Origin of the sequence: Chryseobacterium sp. 7 (genome assembly GCF_003663845.1) — a bacterium.
Lineage (GTDB): Bacteria > Bacteroidota > Bacteroidia > Flavobacteriales > Weeksellaceae > Chryseobacterium.
The window spans coordinates 32,842-48,536 of the sequence record NZ_RCCA01000001.1 but is presented as its reverse complement, the minus strand read 5'-3'; the positions used below and the strand labels follow the sequence as shown (position 1 = coordinate 48,536).

The 15,695-nt window shown below is 35.5% G+C and carries 13 protein-coding genes; 8 read left to right on the top strand and 5 right to left on the bottom strand.

Annotated elements, in window-relative coordinates:
• Positions 1-2: 2 nt before the first annotated feature.
• The 8 genes from CLU97_RS00225 (at position 3) to CLU97_RS00185 (ending at position 11,189) form a co-directional block, all read left to right on the top strand.
• Entirely contained in the window at positions 3-3,431 is a 3,429-nt protein-coding gene (locus CLU97_RS00225; protein ID WP_121486189.1) for a hypothetical protein, read from the top strand.
• Between the two features lie 6 nt (positions 3,432-3,437).
• The gene (locus CLU97_RS00220; RefSeq protein ID WP_121486188.1) at positions 3,438-6,836 is read left to right on the top strand and encodes a DUF6443 domain-containing protein; all 3,399 of its coding nucleotides are present in this window, start codon (positions 3,438-3,440) and stop codon (positions 6,834-6,836) included.
• Positions 6,823-7,308 carry an ankyrin repeat domain-containing protein gene (locus CLU97_RS00215; protein WP_183084482.1) on the top strand — a complete coding sequence of 162 codons (486 nt, stop codon included), beginning with the start codon at positions 6,823-6,825 and terminating at the stop codon, positions 7,306-7,308. The genes CLU97_RS00220 and CLU97_RS00215 overlap by 14 nt, the downstream gene beginning before the upstream one ends.
• A gap of 14 nt (positions 7,309-7,322) precedes the next feature.
• On the top strand, positions 7,323-7,739 hold the full coding sequence (locus CLU97_RS00210) for a hypothetical protein (RefSeq protein WP_121486186.1): 417 nt from the start codon (positions 7,323-7,325) through the stop codon (positions 7,737-7,739).
• A gap of 281 nt (positions 7,740-8,020) precedes the next feature.
• Positions 8,021-8,677 (top strand): hypothetical protein, encoded by a 657-nt coding sequence (locus tag CLU97_RS00205; protein ID WP_121486185.1) that lies wholly within the window; start codon positions 8,021-8,023, stop codon positions 8,675-8,677.
• 60 nt (positions 8,678-8,737) lie between these two features.
• Positions 8,738-9,634: an IS982 family transposase gene (locus tag CLU97_RS00200; protein WP_121489610.1), complete on the top strand. Its 897-nt coding sequence runs from the start codon at positions 8,738-8,740 to the stop codon at positions 9,632-9,634.
• A gap of 701 nt (positions 9,635-10,335) precedes the next feature.
• Positions 10,336-10,698: a DUF6876 family protein gene (locus CLU97_RS00190; protein WP_228437418.1), complete on the top strand. Its 363-nt coding sequence runs from the start codon at positions 10,336-10,338 to the stop codon at positions 10,696-10,698.
• 68 nt (positions 10,699-10,766) lie between these two features.
• Positions 10,767-11,189, top strand: a complete 423-nt coding sequence (locus tag CLU97_RS00185) for a hypothetical protein (RefSeq protein WP_121486183.1) — start codon at positions 10,767-10,769, stop codon at positions 11,187-11,189.
• A 401-nt stretch (positions 11,190-11,590) separates the two neighbouring features.
• Here CLU97_RS00185 and CLU97_RS00180 read toward each other — a convergent pair whose 3' ends face one another.
• The 5 genes from CLU97_RS00180 to CLU97_RS00160 all read right to left on the bottom strand — a co-directional run bounded on the left by CLU97_RS00180 (position 11,591) and on the right by CLU97_RS00160 (position 15,547).
• Positions 11,591-12,067 carry a PH domain-containing protein gene (locus CLU97_RS00180; RefSeq protein ID WP_121486182.1) on the bottom strand — a complete coding sequence of 159 codons (477 nt, stop codon included), beginning with the start codon at positions 12,065-12,067 and terminating at the stop codon, positions 11,591-11,593.
• 143 nt (positions 12,068-12,210) lie between these two features.
• The gene (locus tag CLU97_RS00175) at positions 12,211-12,903 is read right to left on the bottom strand and encodes a hypothetical protein (protein WP_121486181.1); all 693 of its coding nucleotides are present in this window, start codon (positions 12,901-12,903) and stop codon (positions 12,211-12,213) included.
• Positions 12,900-13,154, bottom strand: a complete 255-nt coding sequence (locus tag CLU97_RS00170; protein ID WP_121486180.1) for a DUF3853 family protein — start codon at positions 13,152-13,154, stop codon at positions 12,900-12,902. Before CLU97_RS00170 ends, CLU97_RS00175 begins: the two co-directional genes overlap by 4 nt.
• A 40-nt stretch (positions 13,155-13,194) precedes the next feature.
• A complete protein-coding gene (locus CLU97_RS00165) occupies positions 13,195-15,231 on the bottom strand; it encodes a toprim domain-containing protein (protein WP_121486179.1) in 2,037 nt (678 codons plus the stop codon).
• Positions 15,206-15,547, bottom strand: coding sequence for a helix-turn-helix domain-containing protein (locus CLU97_RS00160; protein ID WP_121486178.1), 342 nt, complete (start codon positions 15,545-15,547; stop codon positions 15,206-15,208). The genes CLU97_RS00165 and CLU97_RS00160 overlap by 26 nt, the downstream gene beginning before the upstream one ends.
• Between the last annotated feature and the right edge of the window lie 148 nt (positions 15,548-15,695).

Genomic DNA, 15,695 nt, shown 5'->3' with positions numbered 1-15,695 from the left:
CCATGAAAAAAAATATTACGAGTTTGTTTTTCTGCCTGTCTCTGGGGACGGCATTAGCACAAACTACAGGAAGTAAACAATCCACGCTTCCCAATATCATTCCTCCCTCTGCGGAGTCCTATAAACTGGGAGCATTTGGAAACCTTCCGGTAAGTCTATTCACAGGAAATGTCAACGTAAATATTCCTGTTACCTCTTTTGATACAGAGAATATCAATATTCCCATCAGGCTTAATTATTTCTCCAATGGAATCAAAGTAGATGATATGAACGGTTCAACAGGACTTGGCTGGACTATGGTATCAGGAGGGGTAATCACACGGGTTATCCGTGATCTTCCGGATGAAAACAATTTATCCAATGTTTCCATTCCGACCAATTTTGATGATATAGGAGCCAATAATCCCATTGCCATGCAGTTTTTTCAGGACGCTTCCAATGATAATGTAGATACTGAACAGGATTTATATATGGCCAACTTTGGCGGCATGCAAATCAAGTTTGTGTTTGACAAGAAAGGAATTCCTGTTATCTACTCTCAAAAGGACGTCATTATTGAAGGGGTGAGCGGTGGAAACTCATTTACCATCACCACCGACAATGGAATAAAGTACTATTTTACGGATAAAGAATCAACGTCTAACCGTACGGCAGGTGCAGGACATTCTTTGATCAGTATTTCTACCGCAGCATGGTATTTAACAAAGATTGAAGATCCCTCTACCGGAGAAACGGTATTTATTGAAAATGTGGATGGAGGGTATACAGCCACCATGAGCCAGTCACAGACTTTATCCTATACCATTCCCAATGGCGGACCGATGACTTCTTCCTGTGGAAATCCGGCATTTATCAGGTACCCGCAGGTCAGCGAGCTGATAAGCCATAACCAGACTGTTAACGGCAAGCAGATTAAAAGAATCTACAGCAGTAATCCTTCCTATGGTGAGGTTATATTTGATTACTTTCAGTCTGGAGGAAGTGCCGACTTCAAGAGGTTACAGAAAGTTACGAAAAAAGTTAACGGGAGTATCATAAATGATGTTACCTTAAATTATACCTTAACTTCTAATAACCGCTTGTTTCTGAATTCTGTTTCTGATGGTGTTTCAGGCAGTGTGCACAGTTTCCAGTATAATCTTCCTGACCAGTTCCCGGCCAGACTGTCATTTGGAAGGGATGACTGGGGGTATTTCAATGGAGCTGTCAGTAATTCCAACCTGATCCCTTATATCCCGCAGATCATGAATTGGAGCGGTTATCCATATTCTCTCAGAGCTGTTGACCCTTCTAAAACTTCTATCGGAATACTGCAAAAAATTACGTATCCCACCAAAGGGTCTTCAGAGTTTTTCTATGAAAATAATTCAATCATGGAAAAGAATGTGGTGATTACTCCTGAGATAAAAACGGGTGTCCAGATTGGTGCGGAGAAAGGCAGCAGCGGTCCGCAGGTAAGTAACTCCATTACATTCACGCCTGTTAAAGATGAAGAGATTACCATAGGCGGAGGTGCCTGGTTCAATAGTGATGCCTGTGACTCCCAGTGGGAGGTAGCGGGTAAGCACCGTGCTGTGGCCAATCTTAAACGATCTAATGGACAAAGCGTTACGCTTTATCAGAAAACGCCCAGCGGTATGATGACAAGCCCAACGACCTCCCTCACATTTCCTTCGCCTTATGCCTATTATGCAATGGTTCAAAAAAATGAAGCGCTGACCCTAAATTTAAGCACTCTTTTTGTGTGCGTACAGGCTGAGGCAGCAGCAAGCTATACCCAAGCGCTGGAAGTAAGAGGAGACAGAGAAGCCGCTATCGGGGGAGTAAGAATTGCTAAAATTGTGGACACTACCGAAAACGGGGTGGCCTCGACCCGAAAATTCGTTTACCATGATCTGGGTGAACAGACTACTGAAGCCATTGTACTGAGAATGCCTGAATTTGAAGAGCAGCTGGATTATACAAGAACATGCAGTACCACCCCTAATCCGGGAAATAATGGAGGGGGTGTACCTACAGGAGTAGAAAGGTTCCCATATTATACCATCACCTCTACCAATATCAATCAGCTCTTTGCGACCCATCCTAATGTTTTTTATAAAACGGTACAGGAAATTGTAGAGGGAAAATCAAATATCATCCATTATTATTCAACTGAATCAGATGATTTTGGTAAAGTACTGTATGGGAAAAATATTAGAAACTCTACCCTGACTAATTTTGGATGGAATAACGGAAAGGAGAAACTGACAAAATACCTTGACAGTGGTAATAATTTGGTTCGCACCGTGGAAATGAACTACGAAGAGGACAACAGCCGTACATATCAGGTAGATGGATTCTCGATCAGAAAAAATTATGATAATCCGGTAGCGCAAAATGTAACCAGAACCTGCACGGCGGAGGATGTTGTGAGAACTTATGATTATACTTATTGCAGTACAAACCATTCACATTTCTATACAACAACGGACGGAAATAAAAACTGCCATGCCATAGGTGCGAATAATCAAACCATCACGTATAAAGATATTTGTTACGGGAAAAGTGTAGGAGAAGTAATTACTTTTGCCGACCAGCTTGATAATCTTGACATCATGCAGTATAAGAACATATCCCGTTTTGAGTACCTGAAATCTCAGAAGGCGATAGACTATCTGAACGGAACTGCCATGAAAACAGAAACCCAGTATTTCTATAACAACCCCAAACACCATCAGCTGACTAATGAGAAAACTATTTTCCCTGATCTGTCTACAGAAGAAAAAACCTATCAGTATGCTGATGAAAAAAATAATCAGTTACTGATCAGTAAGAACATGCTGGGGATTTCACTGGAAACAAAGTCGCAGCAAACGGTAGATAATATCACCAAAGTTACCTCCCGTGATGAGACTGTTTATCCAACGACCCTGCCTCATGCCATTACCGGAAACTTAGCACTTCCTCTGTCTGAATATTCTTATGACACCCTGAGCCCTACTGTTTCTTCTAAAGATGTCACGTATGAAAAATATGACGAAAAGGGAAACATTCTTCAGTACAGGGAGAAAGACGGAACTCCGGTAAGTATTGTTTGGGGTTATAATAAAACCCAGCCTATTGCAAAGATTGTAGGAGCATTGTACAGTCAGGTGGAAGGCATGATCAGTACGATTGTGGCTAAGTCTAACGAAGATGCGGCAGACCCAACCAAAGAAGCTGAACTTCTACAGGCTCTTGATGCCTTTCAGCCTGTTGGATTGACAACCAAGTATACCTATGATCCACTGGTAGGAGTAACCACCATAACACCTCCTTCTGGAATAAGGGAACTGTATGTCTATGATACAGCCAACCGATTAAAACAGGTACAGGTAAGAGAAAGGGATAATGCAGGAACCTACAGCTTTAAAGTAGTCAAAGAATTTAAGTATAACTATAAGCAGTAAACACAAATGAAAAAAATACAATTATTAGGTCTGCTGTTTACAGCAATAACAGCCTACGGACAAAGTACAACCGAAAATTTTGTGCAATCTAAAACCTGCCTGAACGGGGATTGCACTAAAAAAGCAGAATCCATTATCTATTTTGACGGATTGGGAAGACCTAAGCAGATTGTCAGCGTAAAATCAACCACTATTGGAAAAGATTTAGTTACTCCCGTTACTTATGATGGATTTGGAAGACAGGTTAAAGATATTCTTCCGGTTCCGGCTAATACCCTTAATTCAGCAATCCATACTGGAATAGTGAATGAAAATACGGCTAACTCGTATTATGGTGCAGCCAATGCCTACACAGAAAAAGAGATTGAAAATTCTCCTTTAGACAGGGTATTACAAGTGGCTCATCCGGGTGAGCCATGGAAAAAAGCAGGCGGACATACCCAGAAATTTACATATGAAGTAAACCAGGGAAATGAAGTTAAGAAATTTATTACAAGTACTACTACGGGAACTGTAGGAGCAGATAACAAAACCGTTTCTTCTGTATCCCTGACGCCGGGAAGCCTATTTTATAATGCAGGAACATTATACAAAAACACCGTAACGGATGAAGACGGAATTCCTGTAACAGAGTTTCAGAATGGGCGTGGTGAGACGGTACTGGTAAGAAGAACAGACGGATCACAGAATATAGACACCTATTATGTTTACAACGAATATGGACAAAAAGCTTTTGTGATTCCTGCTTTGGCAGTAAAGACGATTGAGCAGAATAACAATGTCGTTACCACCGATATTGTAAACACCTACTGTTACCAGTACCGGTACGATGGACAGGGCAGACAGGTTGAGAAGAGATTACCGGGAAGAGACGACTGGGAATCGGTGGCATATGATGCAGCAGACCGTCCTGTACTTACCCAGGATGTGAACCTGAAAAATAAAGGACAGTGGCTAATGACAAAGTATGACGCCTTTGGCCGTATTGCTTATACCGGACTTATGTCAGGCGGAGACAGGGCTTCTATGCAGAATCAGATCGGCACACAGGTGATCAGTGAAAGCCCAACTGCCAATGGATTTGCTAAAGATGGCGTTGTATTGTATTATACCAATAATTTCCTTCCGGGTTTTACAACACTGCTTACTGTCAATTACTATGATTCTTATCCAAGGGATACAAAGGAATTTCCCCCTGCAAAAATCTTAAACCAATATGTTATTAATGAAGACAAAGCCCTTAATGGAGGTATAAGTACCCAAGGTCTGCCCACAGCTTCCTATGTAAAGAATATTGAGGATGATAACTGGAGCAAGACGTATTTCTACTACAATACCAAAGGTGGGAAAGTAGCTGAAAAAAGCTGGAATCATTTAGGCGGGTATACCAAAAAGGAGTTTAAGCTTGATTTTTCAGGTGCTGTAGATGAAAGTTATACTTACCACAAAAAAGAGGATGCGGATGAAGAAGTTCTTATTAAAGAAAGTTTTGTATATGATGACCAGAAAAGACTGCTGAAACATTATCATCAGGTAAACAGCCAGCCAGAAGAACTTTTGGTAGAAAACACGTACAATGATCTGGGACAGCTTATAAATAAAAAGACAGCTAATACTACCGGAACACCTCTGCAGTCCATAGACCAAAGCTACAATATCCGTGGCTGGATTACAAAAGTAAATGACCCAGCGAATCTAAACGGGAAACTTTTTGCCTATGAAATTAAATACAACAATCCTGTTTACTCCACTGTTTCTACAGGGAAGTACAATGGTAATATTGCAGAAATAGACTGGAAGTCTGCTGATGGAGGGACGTTCAGAAGGTATAATTACCAGTATGATGGATTAAACCGATTAAAAAGTGGGATCTACTCTGAACCCAATGCCACAGTTCCCCAGAATAATTATTATAATGAAACCCTTACTTATGATGTAAACGGGAATATTCAGACTTTAAAAAGAAACAGTTTATTACCAAATGTAGGGAATGTAGTGATGGATAATCTAGGGTATACTTATACCGGGAATAGACTCACTAAGGTGAATGATACTTCAGGTAATTATGGTGGTTACCCTGATCTTTCAGGAAATACCATTCCTTATGATGGTAACGGGAATATGACCAGTCATGTAGATAGAGGAATCTTGGGAATAGAGTACAACCACCTGAATTTACCCAATTTTGTGGAATTTAATAAACAATACTTTTCCCGTCGGACAGGGGATTATTATAATGTCAATACGAAATATCTCTACAATGCAGAGGGCATTAAACTTAGAAAAGTCTATACCTACGGATCTGGTGTAGGGCAAACCGAAGCCATTACTAAGACGGATTATCTGGACGGATTTCAGTATAACAAAGATGTATTAAATTTTGTACCTACCTCAGAAGGATATTATGATTTCATTCAGAATAAGTATATTTACAATTATACCGATCAGGTAGGGAACATCAGACTAGCGTATTACAAAGATGCTTCCGGAAACCTGCAAATAGACAGAACAACCAATTACTATCCTTTTGGATTGGAGTTTGGAGGAGACTTGAATCTTAATGGAACAATATCTCCAAACTATAAATATTCTTCCCAAGGACAGGAAAAGCAAATAGAAACAGGATGGAGTTCTTATCGATGGAGGAATTATGATGCTGCGATGGGAAGATTCTTTAACGTTGACCCTTTAAGTGAAAAATATGCTTATCAGTCACATTATAATTTCTCAGAAAACAGAGTTGTTGATAATGTTGAGCTTGAAGGGTTAGAAGGGGCAGATTTCCGTTTCAGAATGTATATGAAGTCCAAAGGGGGTATTCAGGCCAGAGCAGAGGAAGAACATGGGAAAGCTAATAGTGAAGCCTTTATGGCGGTCGTTAAAACTGTAACTCCTGCTGAAGAGCTTTATACAATAGCTACCGGGCGTGATCTTGATGGTAATCCTGCTGACAAGACTATGGCTTGGAAATTATTAGCATTAAATCTTGTCCCAGAAGCAAAAGTGGAAGTAAAGGCTGCTACCACAGTATTAAAAGCAGAAGCTAAGACAGAAGCAAAAGCCGCTGCAAAAGCAGAAGCGAACGTAACAGTAAAAAAACCGTATAGTAAAAGCCGTCCGTCTTATGGAAAAGGTCAAGTAGATGAAGTTTGGGAAACTGCCAAACAAAAAAATGGTAAAGTATATGATCCGAATACTGGTGAAGAACTAACATGGGATAAAGCAATAAAACCAAGGCCATGGGATATGGGACATAAGACTGGTCATGAATATAGAAAATTACATAAAGATTATATGGATAATAAGATTACAAAAGAAAAATTTTTAGAGCAATATAGAAATGCTAAAAATTATCAACCAGAATCAAAATCCGCAAACAGAAGTCATAAGTATGAAAAAAAATAAAATAGATGACGTTTTTCAATTCGTAAGACTTAACGAATTGGATAGTGTCGAAAGTGAAATTAATTCTTTTAATGTTAATGAATTTATTAATGACTTTGGCGAAAATCTTCTGCAAGAGGCTATTGCCTTTAAAGCAATTGATATTGTAAAGTTCTTACTAAATTGTCAAATTGATATTAATCATTCTGATCAAAATGGAAAAACTGCATTACATTTTAGTACTGCTCATAATGATTTTGAATCAACTAAATTACTATTGGACAATAAGCTTATAGAAATCAATAAAAATGATAAATATGGCAATAATTCACTCTGGGTTGCAGTCTTTAATGCTAAAGGTTATTATGAGATTGTAAAATTATTAAAAGAATTTGGTGCTAATCCAAATTCAAAAAATAACAATAATAAATCCCCTTTAGATTTTGCAAAACAAATTGGAGATGATGAAATGATAAAAATTCTCACTTCTTAATATAGTTTTAAATCATGAAGCTATCAATATTATTGCCTTTGGTTCTATCATTACTAACTAATCCAAAAGAAACTAAATCTAGAAAAGTATTATGTACAGATTTTAAAAATGGAAAGTTTGTTTTATTAAATAAGAAGACAAATAAAAAGTATCTTATACAAAGAGCCAAAGATTTTCAGAAAGAAGAGATTTTTGATTTGTCTACAAATAAAAAGATAAAGAAGGATAGATATTATAAAATATTTTGGAAGAATGATTGTCAGTTTTTATTATTAGACCTTTCTAAAAGCCAGCATGACGAAACTGACAAGTATATTAATTCTCATGGTGGCTATCTTTGTACAATCAAAAAGATAGAAGGAAAATGTGCCATTATTGAAACTCAATTTGAAGGAGATGTTTTCGCTTCTGAAATTTGCAAAACAAAATAAAGGTAAAATTTATAGATGTATTGTTTATATAGGGTACTAGTTTTTTTCAATACCTATATAAATAAAATGACTTTTTTAAAGCTTCTTCAATGTAGATCCATTGACATATGATTATCACACTTGGTGAACTTATACCTTTAGTGAAAACAAAATTATTGACGCAAGAGAGTTAGATAAGATAGAATAATCCTTTTTGCGAGTGGGATGCTCGCATCTTCAATAGATTAGCAGCCCTTGTATTTATGCAAGGGTTTGTTTTTAAATTTTAATAATATATAATAATGTTCAGAGGAATTCAAATAAATATAGTAGATAATCTTTACGTAGAAACAAGGGGATTAGATTTTTATATAAATAAAGAAATTAGAGTTACAATTGGGAATAATCAACCCGAAAACTATATAAATGTTATTAAGTACATTATAGATTACATTGTAGATAGTAAACCAATTATTTCTGAAAATCAGAATATTGGTTATTATTCATGGCTTTTACAATTTAAATTGGATGAAGAGAACTATTATGATTTATATGAAGCAAACTCTGATGGTAGCGACTTTAATAAGGGCTGTGATACGGCAATTTCAGTTGTTAGAAAGCAAAGTGAAATATGTTTGCAACAAAATCTTATTCCTCTTTTTCCAAACTTCAATCAGTCAGTTGTTATTTCAGATGGTGTCTATGAAGGAAAGGATATAGAAGGTATTAGATATGACTCACCTAATGATGAAAGTGGATGGTATATTATTACAGCTGATTATGATGGTAATATTAAGTCATTAAAAATGGTGCATTTTTATCATGTAGCTTTTGCTCGTCCTGATGTTTTGAAATATTTAGCAATACCTTTTGGATACAGATTTATCATGAAAGAAGGAAACATTGAAATATATAAACCTGAGTTCGATTGTAAATTTAGAATAAAAAACTTGCAATAAAAGGCAAAAATTAGTATCTTTAAGTTGATGATAGATAATGATTTAACTAAAATTTGCCTTATGATTTGTTTTGATAAAATTACGGATATTTTTTGTATTGTTGATGAGTTTTGTGAAGATTTTGAAAAATTTTCAGAACCTTTCCTCCTTGGAAACAAACCAAAAAAGAAACCCAGAATGAGCACTTCTGAAGTCATCACAATTACGCTGCTTTTTCATCTGAGTGGTTTTAGGACTTTTAAACATTTTTATATTTATTATGTGCAAAAACATATGACACAAGATTTCCCCCAAACTGTTTCCTATAATCGCTTTGTAGAATTAATGCAGTCTGCATTGATGCCTATGACGCTATTTGCAAAAACCTGTTGTTTAGGAACTTGCACAGGAATATCTTTTGTAGACAGCACACCAATAAGAGTTTGTAAAAATAAAAGGATAAAACGGAACAAAGTGTTCAAAGATATTGCTACCACAGGAAAATCTACCATGGGTTGGTTTCATGGTTTCAAACTTCATATCATCATCAATGACAAAGGTGAACTTTTAAGTTTTTGTGTAACACAGGCAAATGTTGATGATAGAGAACCGTTGAAAAATGAATCTTTTTTACAGTCTATTTTTGGGAAGTTGCTCGGAGATAAAGGTTATATCAGCGAAAAATTGACCCAATTATTATTTGTAGATGGAATTCAATTAATCACCAGTATTCGCAATAATATGAAGAACAGTTTGATGGAGATGAACGATAAAATTTTACTTAGAAAGCGCTCTATCATTGAGACAGTGAATGATGAGTTGAAAAATATTTGCCAAGTAGAGCACTCCAGACATCGCTCGGTTGTAAACTTTATGACCAATCTTGTAACAGGAATAATTGCCTATAATTTTTTACCCAAAAAGCCATCTCTAAAATATGAAACATTAAAAACCAATCAATTAGCTATGTTTTTTTAATCGAACTCAGGTTATAAAGATGACGAGGAATAATTGTCTATTTAAATAATATTAGTAAAAGATATTTTTTCTATTTTACTTCTATCACTTCTAGAGTTTCTTAATTAGTAAGAAAAGATTTATAATTATAATAAATTCCGATTAATTTGCAGTGATATTTAGGGTATTGATTTCAATACCCTAATTTTTAAAAGCAATGTCGTTATACCGATCAGGTAGGAAACATTAGACAGGCATATTATATAGGTGCTTCCGGAAACCTGCAAATAGACAGCACTAATTGATTCCTTCGATACATGGTAAATATAGCTTTTATTTTCTAGACACTTCTACAGTTTTAAAGACTTATTTCTGAAATATACTTTTGATTTATCTCTGATCCACAGGCGTTTTTAGTATGCAAAAATATAAATCACATTTCTGCTCAAAAAAATCTTTTTGGGTTTCTAAAAATTCTTTCTACAAGTTCCAACAATTATTTCAGACACTCCTGAATCCTGCGGACAAATAGATTTCGGAGCCTTCATTCTAACTTTCATTCCGGTTTTGGCTGAAACGCCATTTATCTCATAAGAAGCAATAAAAAACGACAAGTCGGTCAGATAAAGAAGAGAAGTGTTCTTTGAGATTTCCAAAAAATAAAAATCTGAACTAGGAAAAACCGGCACAAAAAAATGAATATAAACAATTTAAAATTTCACATGATGAAAAATCCAAACATGTCAGCAAATGAGTTCTATGAAAATTTTGTAGGTACGGAAAACTACTATAGATATCTTTTGGGCCTACTTTTAACTGACGGTGTAAAATCAGTTGCTGATGAAGAACAATGCTATTGGTTCCTTGATGCGATTGCTTCCTATCAGTTTGAAGCAAAATTTAAAAATGAAGAATTTCAGGTCTGGAAAATTGAAAGAGATATGGATAACAGTTTCAAACTCTCTGCAACAGATGGAAATAATAAAGTATTAGCGAATCAAAATATCGAGTTTTCAGATTTTCTCTTTAATGAGTTAACTATTTGGAAAGAAGGTAATGTTCTATTACTGCCAAGTGAACATTAATGACTTTAAAACCTCACGATGTATAGGAAATCGTTTCTTACTAACTTTTATCGATAACTATAAAAAGCATGGGAACTTACTCAATTATTTATCTTAGAAAGCCTGAAACGGCAATGGAAGTCAATGATCTTCTCAAAGAAAATTATAATCTTAAATACAAGCGATATAACGAAGTTGATTATGGTGTATTCTTCACACAGGAAATGTTTGACGAAGATCTACGTTTTGTCAATGAAGATGAAGAAGGAAAAGCCGATCTTCCACATTTTAGGCGCCCTATTTCCAAAGAAACATATTACTCGCTTCTTTTCGGGGTTGGAAATGTTTTTGGAGATATTGGGACATATTGCGTCAAAATTTCATCTGTTAGAGGAGAAGATGTAAAAATTATAAGAACTTTGCAGGAATTTTCCAAAACTCCCTTATTTAAAAAATATATCAATTTAAGAAGATCAAAGAATCTGAAGAGATTGCTGGCTATCCAAGTATAATCTACTTTTAAAGAGCAATAGGATGTAATTTTCCTGTTGCTTTTTTTGCATTCAAAACAATCACATTAGACTAATTGAAAATCGGGGGCAAAAATGCAATTCCTCTCTTTGGTCGGAAACGCTTTTTGCCAAAAAAAGGAGCAATCACATTTCAAAAACATTTTCAGCACCTTTGCCTTAGAATGTTTTTGAAAAGAATTTGCGAATTTGATTTGTTTTAATTTATGAGACACTAAATAAAAGGATCCTATAAAATCAACAGATCAAAAGTATCGGATCATAGGTGTTGCTTTTTAGTATATCTAAAGATTGAGTTTATGTCGCTCTAACGTCTTAATAAGTTGCAAAGTTAAAGTCTCCTGAATTTTGTCAGCAACATTTTTTGTGGAGAAAAAAATAATTTACTTAGCAGAATTGTCTCTCAGCATAAATATGACATTCCTAAGCTCTTGAGGATGTTTAATGACATAGGTGTGTGTTTCACTACCGGTAGTTGCGACCAGAGTTCCGAAATCCAATAGCTTTCCTAAATAACTTTGATGCATACCAATTCCTTCAATCTTGTTTAAGGGGAGGTCGAAAAATGTTCTTCCTAATATTCCTGTAGAAAATGTGAGATAATTATCGGTTACATAAATTTTCGTGTTTCTCTTAGTCAACAAACGAATTAGACCTCTGATGAAAATATAAATCAGAAACAAAGAAATAAGGCCTAGAAAACCAATCATATATTTAAAGCCCAACAATAAAAATGAAATAACTCCTACTGGACCGATCAAAATAAGGAAGGATGGAATTATTAAAGAAATCCAGTGGATTTTGGCTGTATAATAAATATTTGGAGTAGCTGCTTTAGATGTTGCAAGTAAGTTTTTCATATATTGTGAAGTTATAAATTTGGGATTAATTTAGTAAAAAACAGACAATAAAAAACTATAATTTCCTTAAAAAAATTCTTGCTAATATCAAATTTATTGATCAGCGGTTAGAGTTATTATAGCTATAGAGAGTGCTTTTATTCTTATTCATCTAAATTTGATTTAGGATGTTTAATGGCTGGCAGAGTAAGTATTTGTACACCATCATTACTAGATTGTAATTCATTCTGAAGAAATGGTATTGTATTTTTAATTGAAGACTTCCAGTTTGTTATGGGTTTTTCATAGCCATTTTTCCACCCATTTGCATGCCAACTGCTATATTTTTCTTTAATTAGAATATCTAATTCAGGACCATAGTTTTCCAGTGTCTTTACATATTCAACAAACATTTCCAAAGATGGAACAGCATCTGTCAACTGATTGTGTGATGAGGAAATTTTAACAGGTTGATCTGGGGAGATATTTTGATTTTGGAAGGTTTTGCATGGTTCTTTTTTAATGTCTTTCTTCTTTTTTAGATTTATTTCCTTTGTTTTTTCGGTATTGGATATCGAAGGCGAATATTCTAAGAGAATTTTGTAATGACAAGGAACACCGTTTTTGGATTGATATCTAATCATTCCAAGTGTGCCAAGCTTTTGGCGTAAAGCATTAATAGTTGGTCTAGTGATTTTCAGATATCTACAGATTTCAATATCAGAAAGCTTAAACTCATTTTCTTCATTTTCTTTCCACGTTTCCAGCAAAAAGAGATAGATGGAAGCTGTTATAGCTCCCACCGGTTCTTTTTTATTGTATTGCCAAAACTTTGTAATTAATCCCGAATAGTTCATTCTTTACGTTTGGCGAGTAGCTGCATTGCTTTATCTTTATCAATAATGATAAGATTTCCGTTTTGAACGATTGCATCGTCTAGTATACCTGAAGACTTTATTAGGGATGCCTTAGAACGAGAGCAACCGAGCATTTTTGCTAAGCCTTTAAGCCCATATTCATATTTTTTTTCTGGAACAGAGTTTTTTAGTAAACCCAGAAACTCTCCAACAGTCAGTTGAAGTAATTGTTTTTTAGGATCGATATTCATGTTATCAACTTTTTATACGTTCGAGTATCTCTTTCGCGGGTTATTTTTTAAGCTCATAATTGTTTTCTGAATCTTTTACAATCAATCCTTTTTCCCGCATATATTTAATATAGCTTTTTGCTGTCCGGTCTTTGACTGTCATCAGGTTTTGCAGCTTCTCACATAATCCGGCATATGAGTACCGTTTTTGTTGTGAAAACATTTTTCGGGCGATATTTGTAAGCTCTATCTCTTTGCGTTTCTCTTTTTCTTCTTTGGTTTTTTCCCCTACAAAAACGTGCATGGCTTTTTCCTTGTCCCAGGAAAATTGAATGAGTGGTACGTCAAAAGGACTCCCGTCCCTTACTTTTAAAGCCTTTATAACAGATATTTGTGGATTGTCATCTTTATCAATGGAAATAATAGCAGCTGCTTTTCTCTGAAGCTCGCTTCCAAGATGTCCCCGAAGCTTTAATCCATTAGGTGTAAAGTGCAGAACACAGATAAAGCAAGTTTTGTAAATGCCGGCCATACGGTAAAGTTCATCAATTAAGGCAACACTTTCCGTTTCATCATTAGCACCTCTAATAAGATCAGCTATTCCGTCAATTACCACCATATGAATTCCAGAAAATTGATAGTAAAATTTATCCATACTTTGCAAAATTGACTGCAGACGCTCTTTTCTTGACATACCTGCTAGACAGTAGGCTTTGAAATATTCGGGGATATTTTCTCTACCTGAACGTTTCCGGATACCGGAAATATTCTTGTACAGCTGGGTTTCTGATTGCTCAGTATCATACAGTAGCACAGCTTTTCCTGTGCTATTAGGAAGCACAGTGGCACCCAAAGTATCTACGGGATTATCCAGACAAAAGGTTCCAGCGATCAGACTTCCTACATAATTACTTTTTCCGGTACCTTCACCCCCTGTAACTCCCAATAAATTTCCCTGTGTACCCAATGTAACATTGTTAATGGAAATCAGTGCTTGTGATTCTGTAGGAGGTTTGCTAAAATCAATTTCGCAAGGTTTTAGCATAGCCATGGTCTCATTATATAATTGGTCTAAAAATTCAAGGAATAGCTGATTAAAATCATTTTTGGTATTTCCTATCCGGAAAAAGTCGGAAATATCCTTTTCACTCTTTGTTCCTGGAAGTGGAAGCTTTAATTGACTCACCCCAAAACTGGATAATTGCTTTTGATGTTTAAGGGCGGCGGCTATGCCTGCTTTATCTGCATCATAGAGTAGTATTATATGTTTGAAACGATATGAAAGTTTTTTGATCACACTTTCAGGTATCAAGGAGGTCTCACTGTTAAAGCAAATCGCATAAAATCCCCTGGATGCTAGTGTCATGACATCTTTTTCTCCACCAGTAATAAAAAGGGTGTGTCCTTTTGTAGGTAGTTGCTCTAATCCGAAACAATATATGTCAGGTGTATTTCCACCGTACAAGAAACGTATTGAGGAAAACGGGCGATAAATTTTCACATATTTTTTCCCGACATATCCAAACATAGGTTCATCAGCTGAAGATTTTATCGTAAAATGCTTTGAATCTCTATTTTCACTGGAGAATTCATCCAGCGAAAACACTTTATAACTTTTTAAAATTTCGATGGTTATACCAAACTGCTTCCAGAATTCAATTTCTCTTAGTGTAAAACTACGTTCAACTGTGGAGTAGGGCTTAAAATTATTAAAATGTTCTGTTATGGTATTTTCATTTTCAAATTTAGTTTTTATTTCTGGAGAATATCTGTGTTCTGATGAAGGTAACCCTTTGTGCAATCCTAGATTCATTTCATCATTAATTTGAGTTAGAATTTCCTTGAAATCCTTATTACTATCAAGATTCTTAATTTTTCCTACAATTGAAAAACAATCACCAGCATAAAAAGGATCGCCAAAATCCCTCATGCGGTAGATTCCACTTATTCGGTCAAAGTAAATATTGCATGAAGCGTTGGTGTCATTGTAAAAAGGATTTTTAAAATTTCTGCCTACACGCCAATCTCCGGGGACATAGTGCTTGAAGATGTCCAATCCATCACGGGTGCATTTAAGTATTTGTGTTTTCTCTAGCATTTTTTATGTGATTTTGGATAAGATCTTGTAATTGATCACTAGTCCGACGAATAAGGTTCTCATCCAACATTCTTTTAATTTCACTGATTTTGTAATAATTTTTTCCTCGTATCCGGGAATAGTTTATTTTATTTTCGCTACGTAGTCTTTGTAGAGTGCGGTCACTAATTTTCAAAAAGGTACATACCTCATAGCTGTCAACCCAACCGTCTTCTTCATCTTGTATTTTTAGCTGGGTAATGACATAATCGAAAATTGTGTCCACTTTTGACATCAAGTTTTTAAAGGCTTGAGATTCAATAGTGATTACTTCCATAAGTGTTTTTTCGTTGTGTTCTATAGTTGTGGCTTCAAAAGTAGTTGTAGAAAAGATTAAATACTAATGAAAAAAAGGTCAATAATAGACAAGGAAAAGTCAATAACAGACAAGGAAAATAGGGTGTAAGTTGGTATAGGGAAAAGTG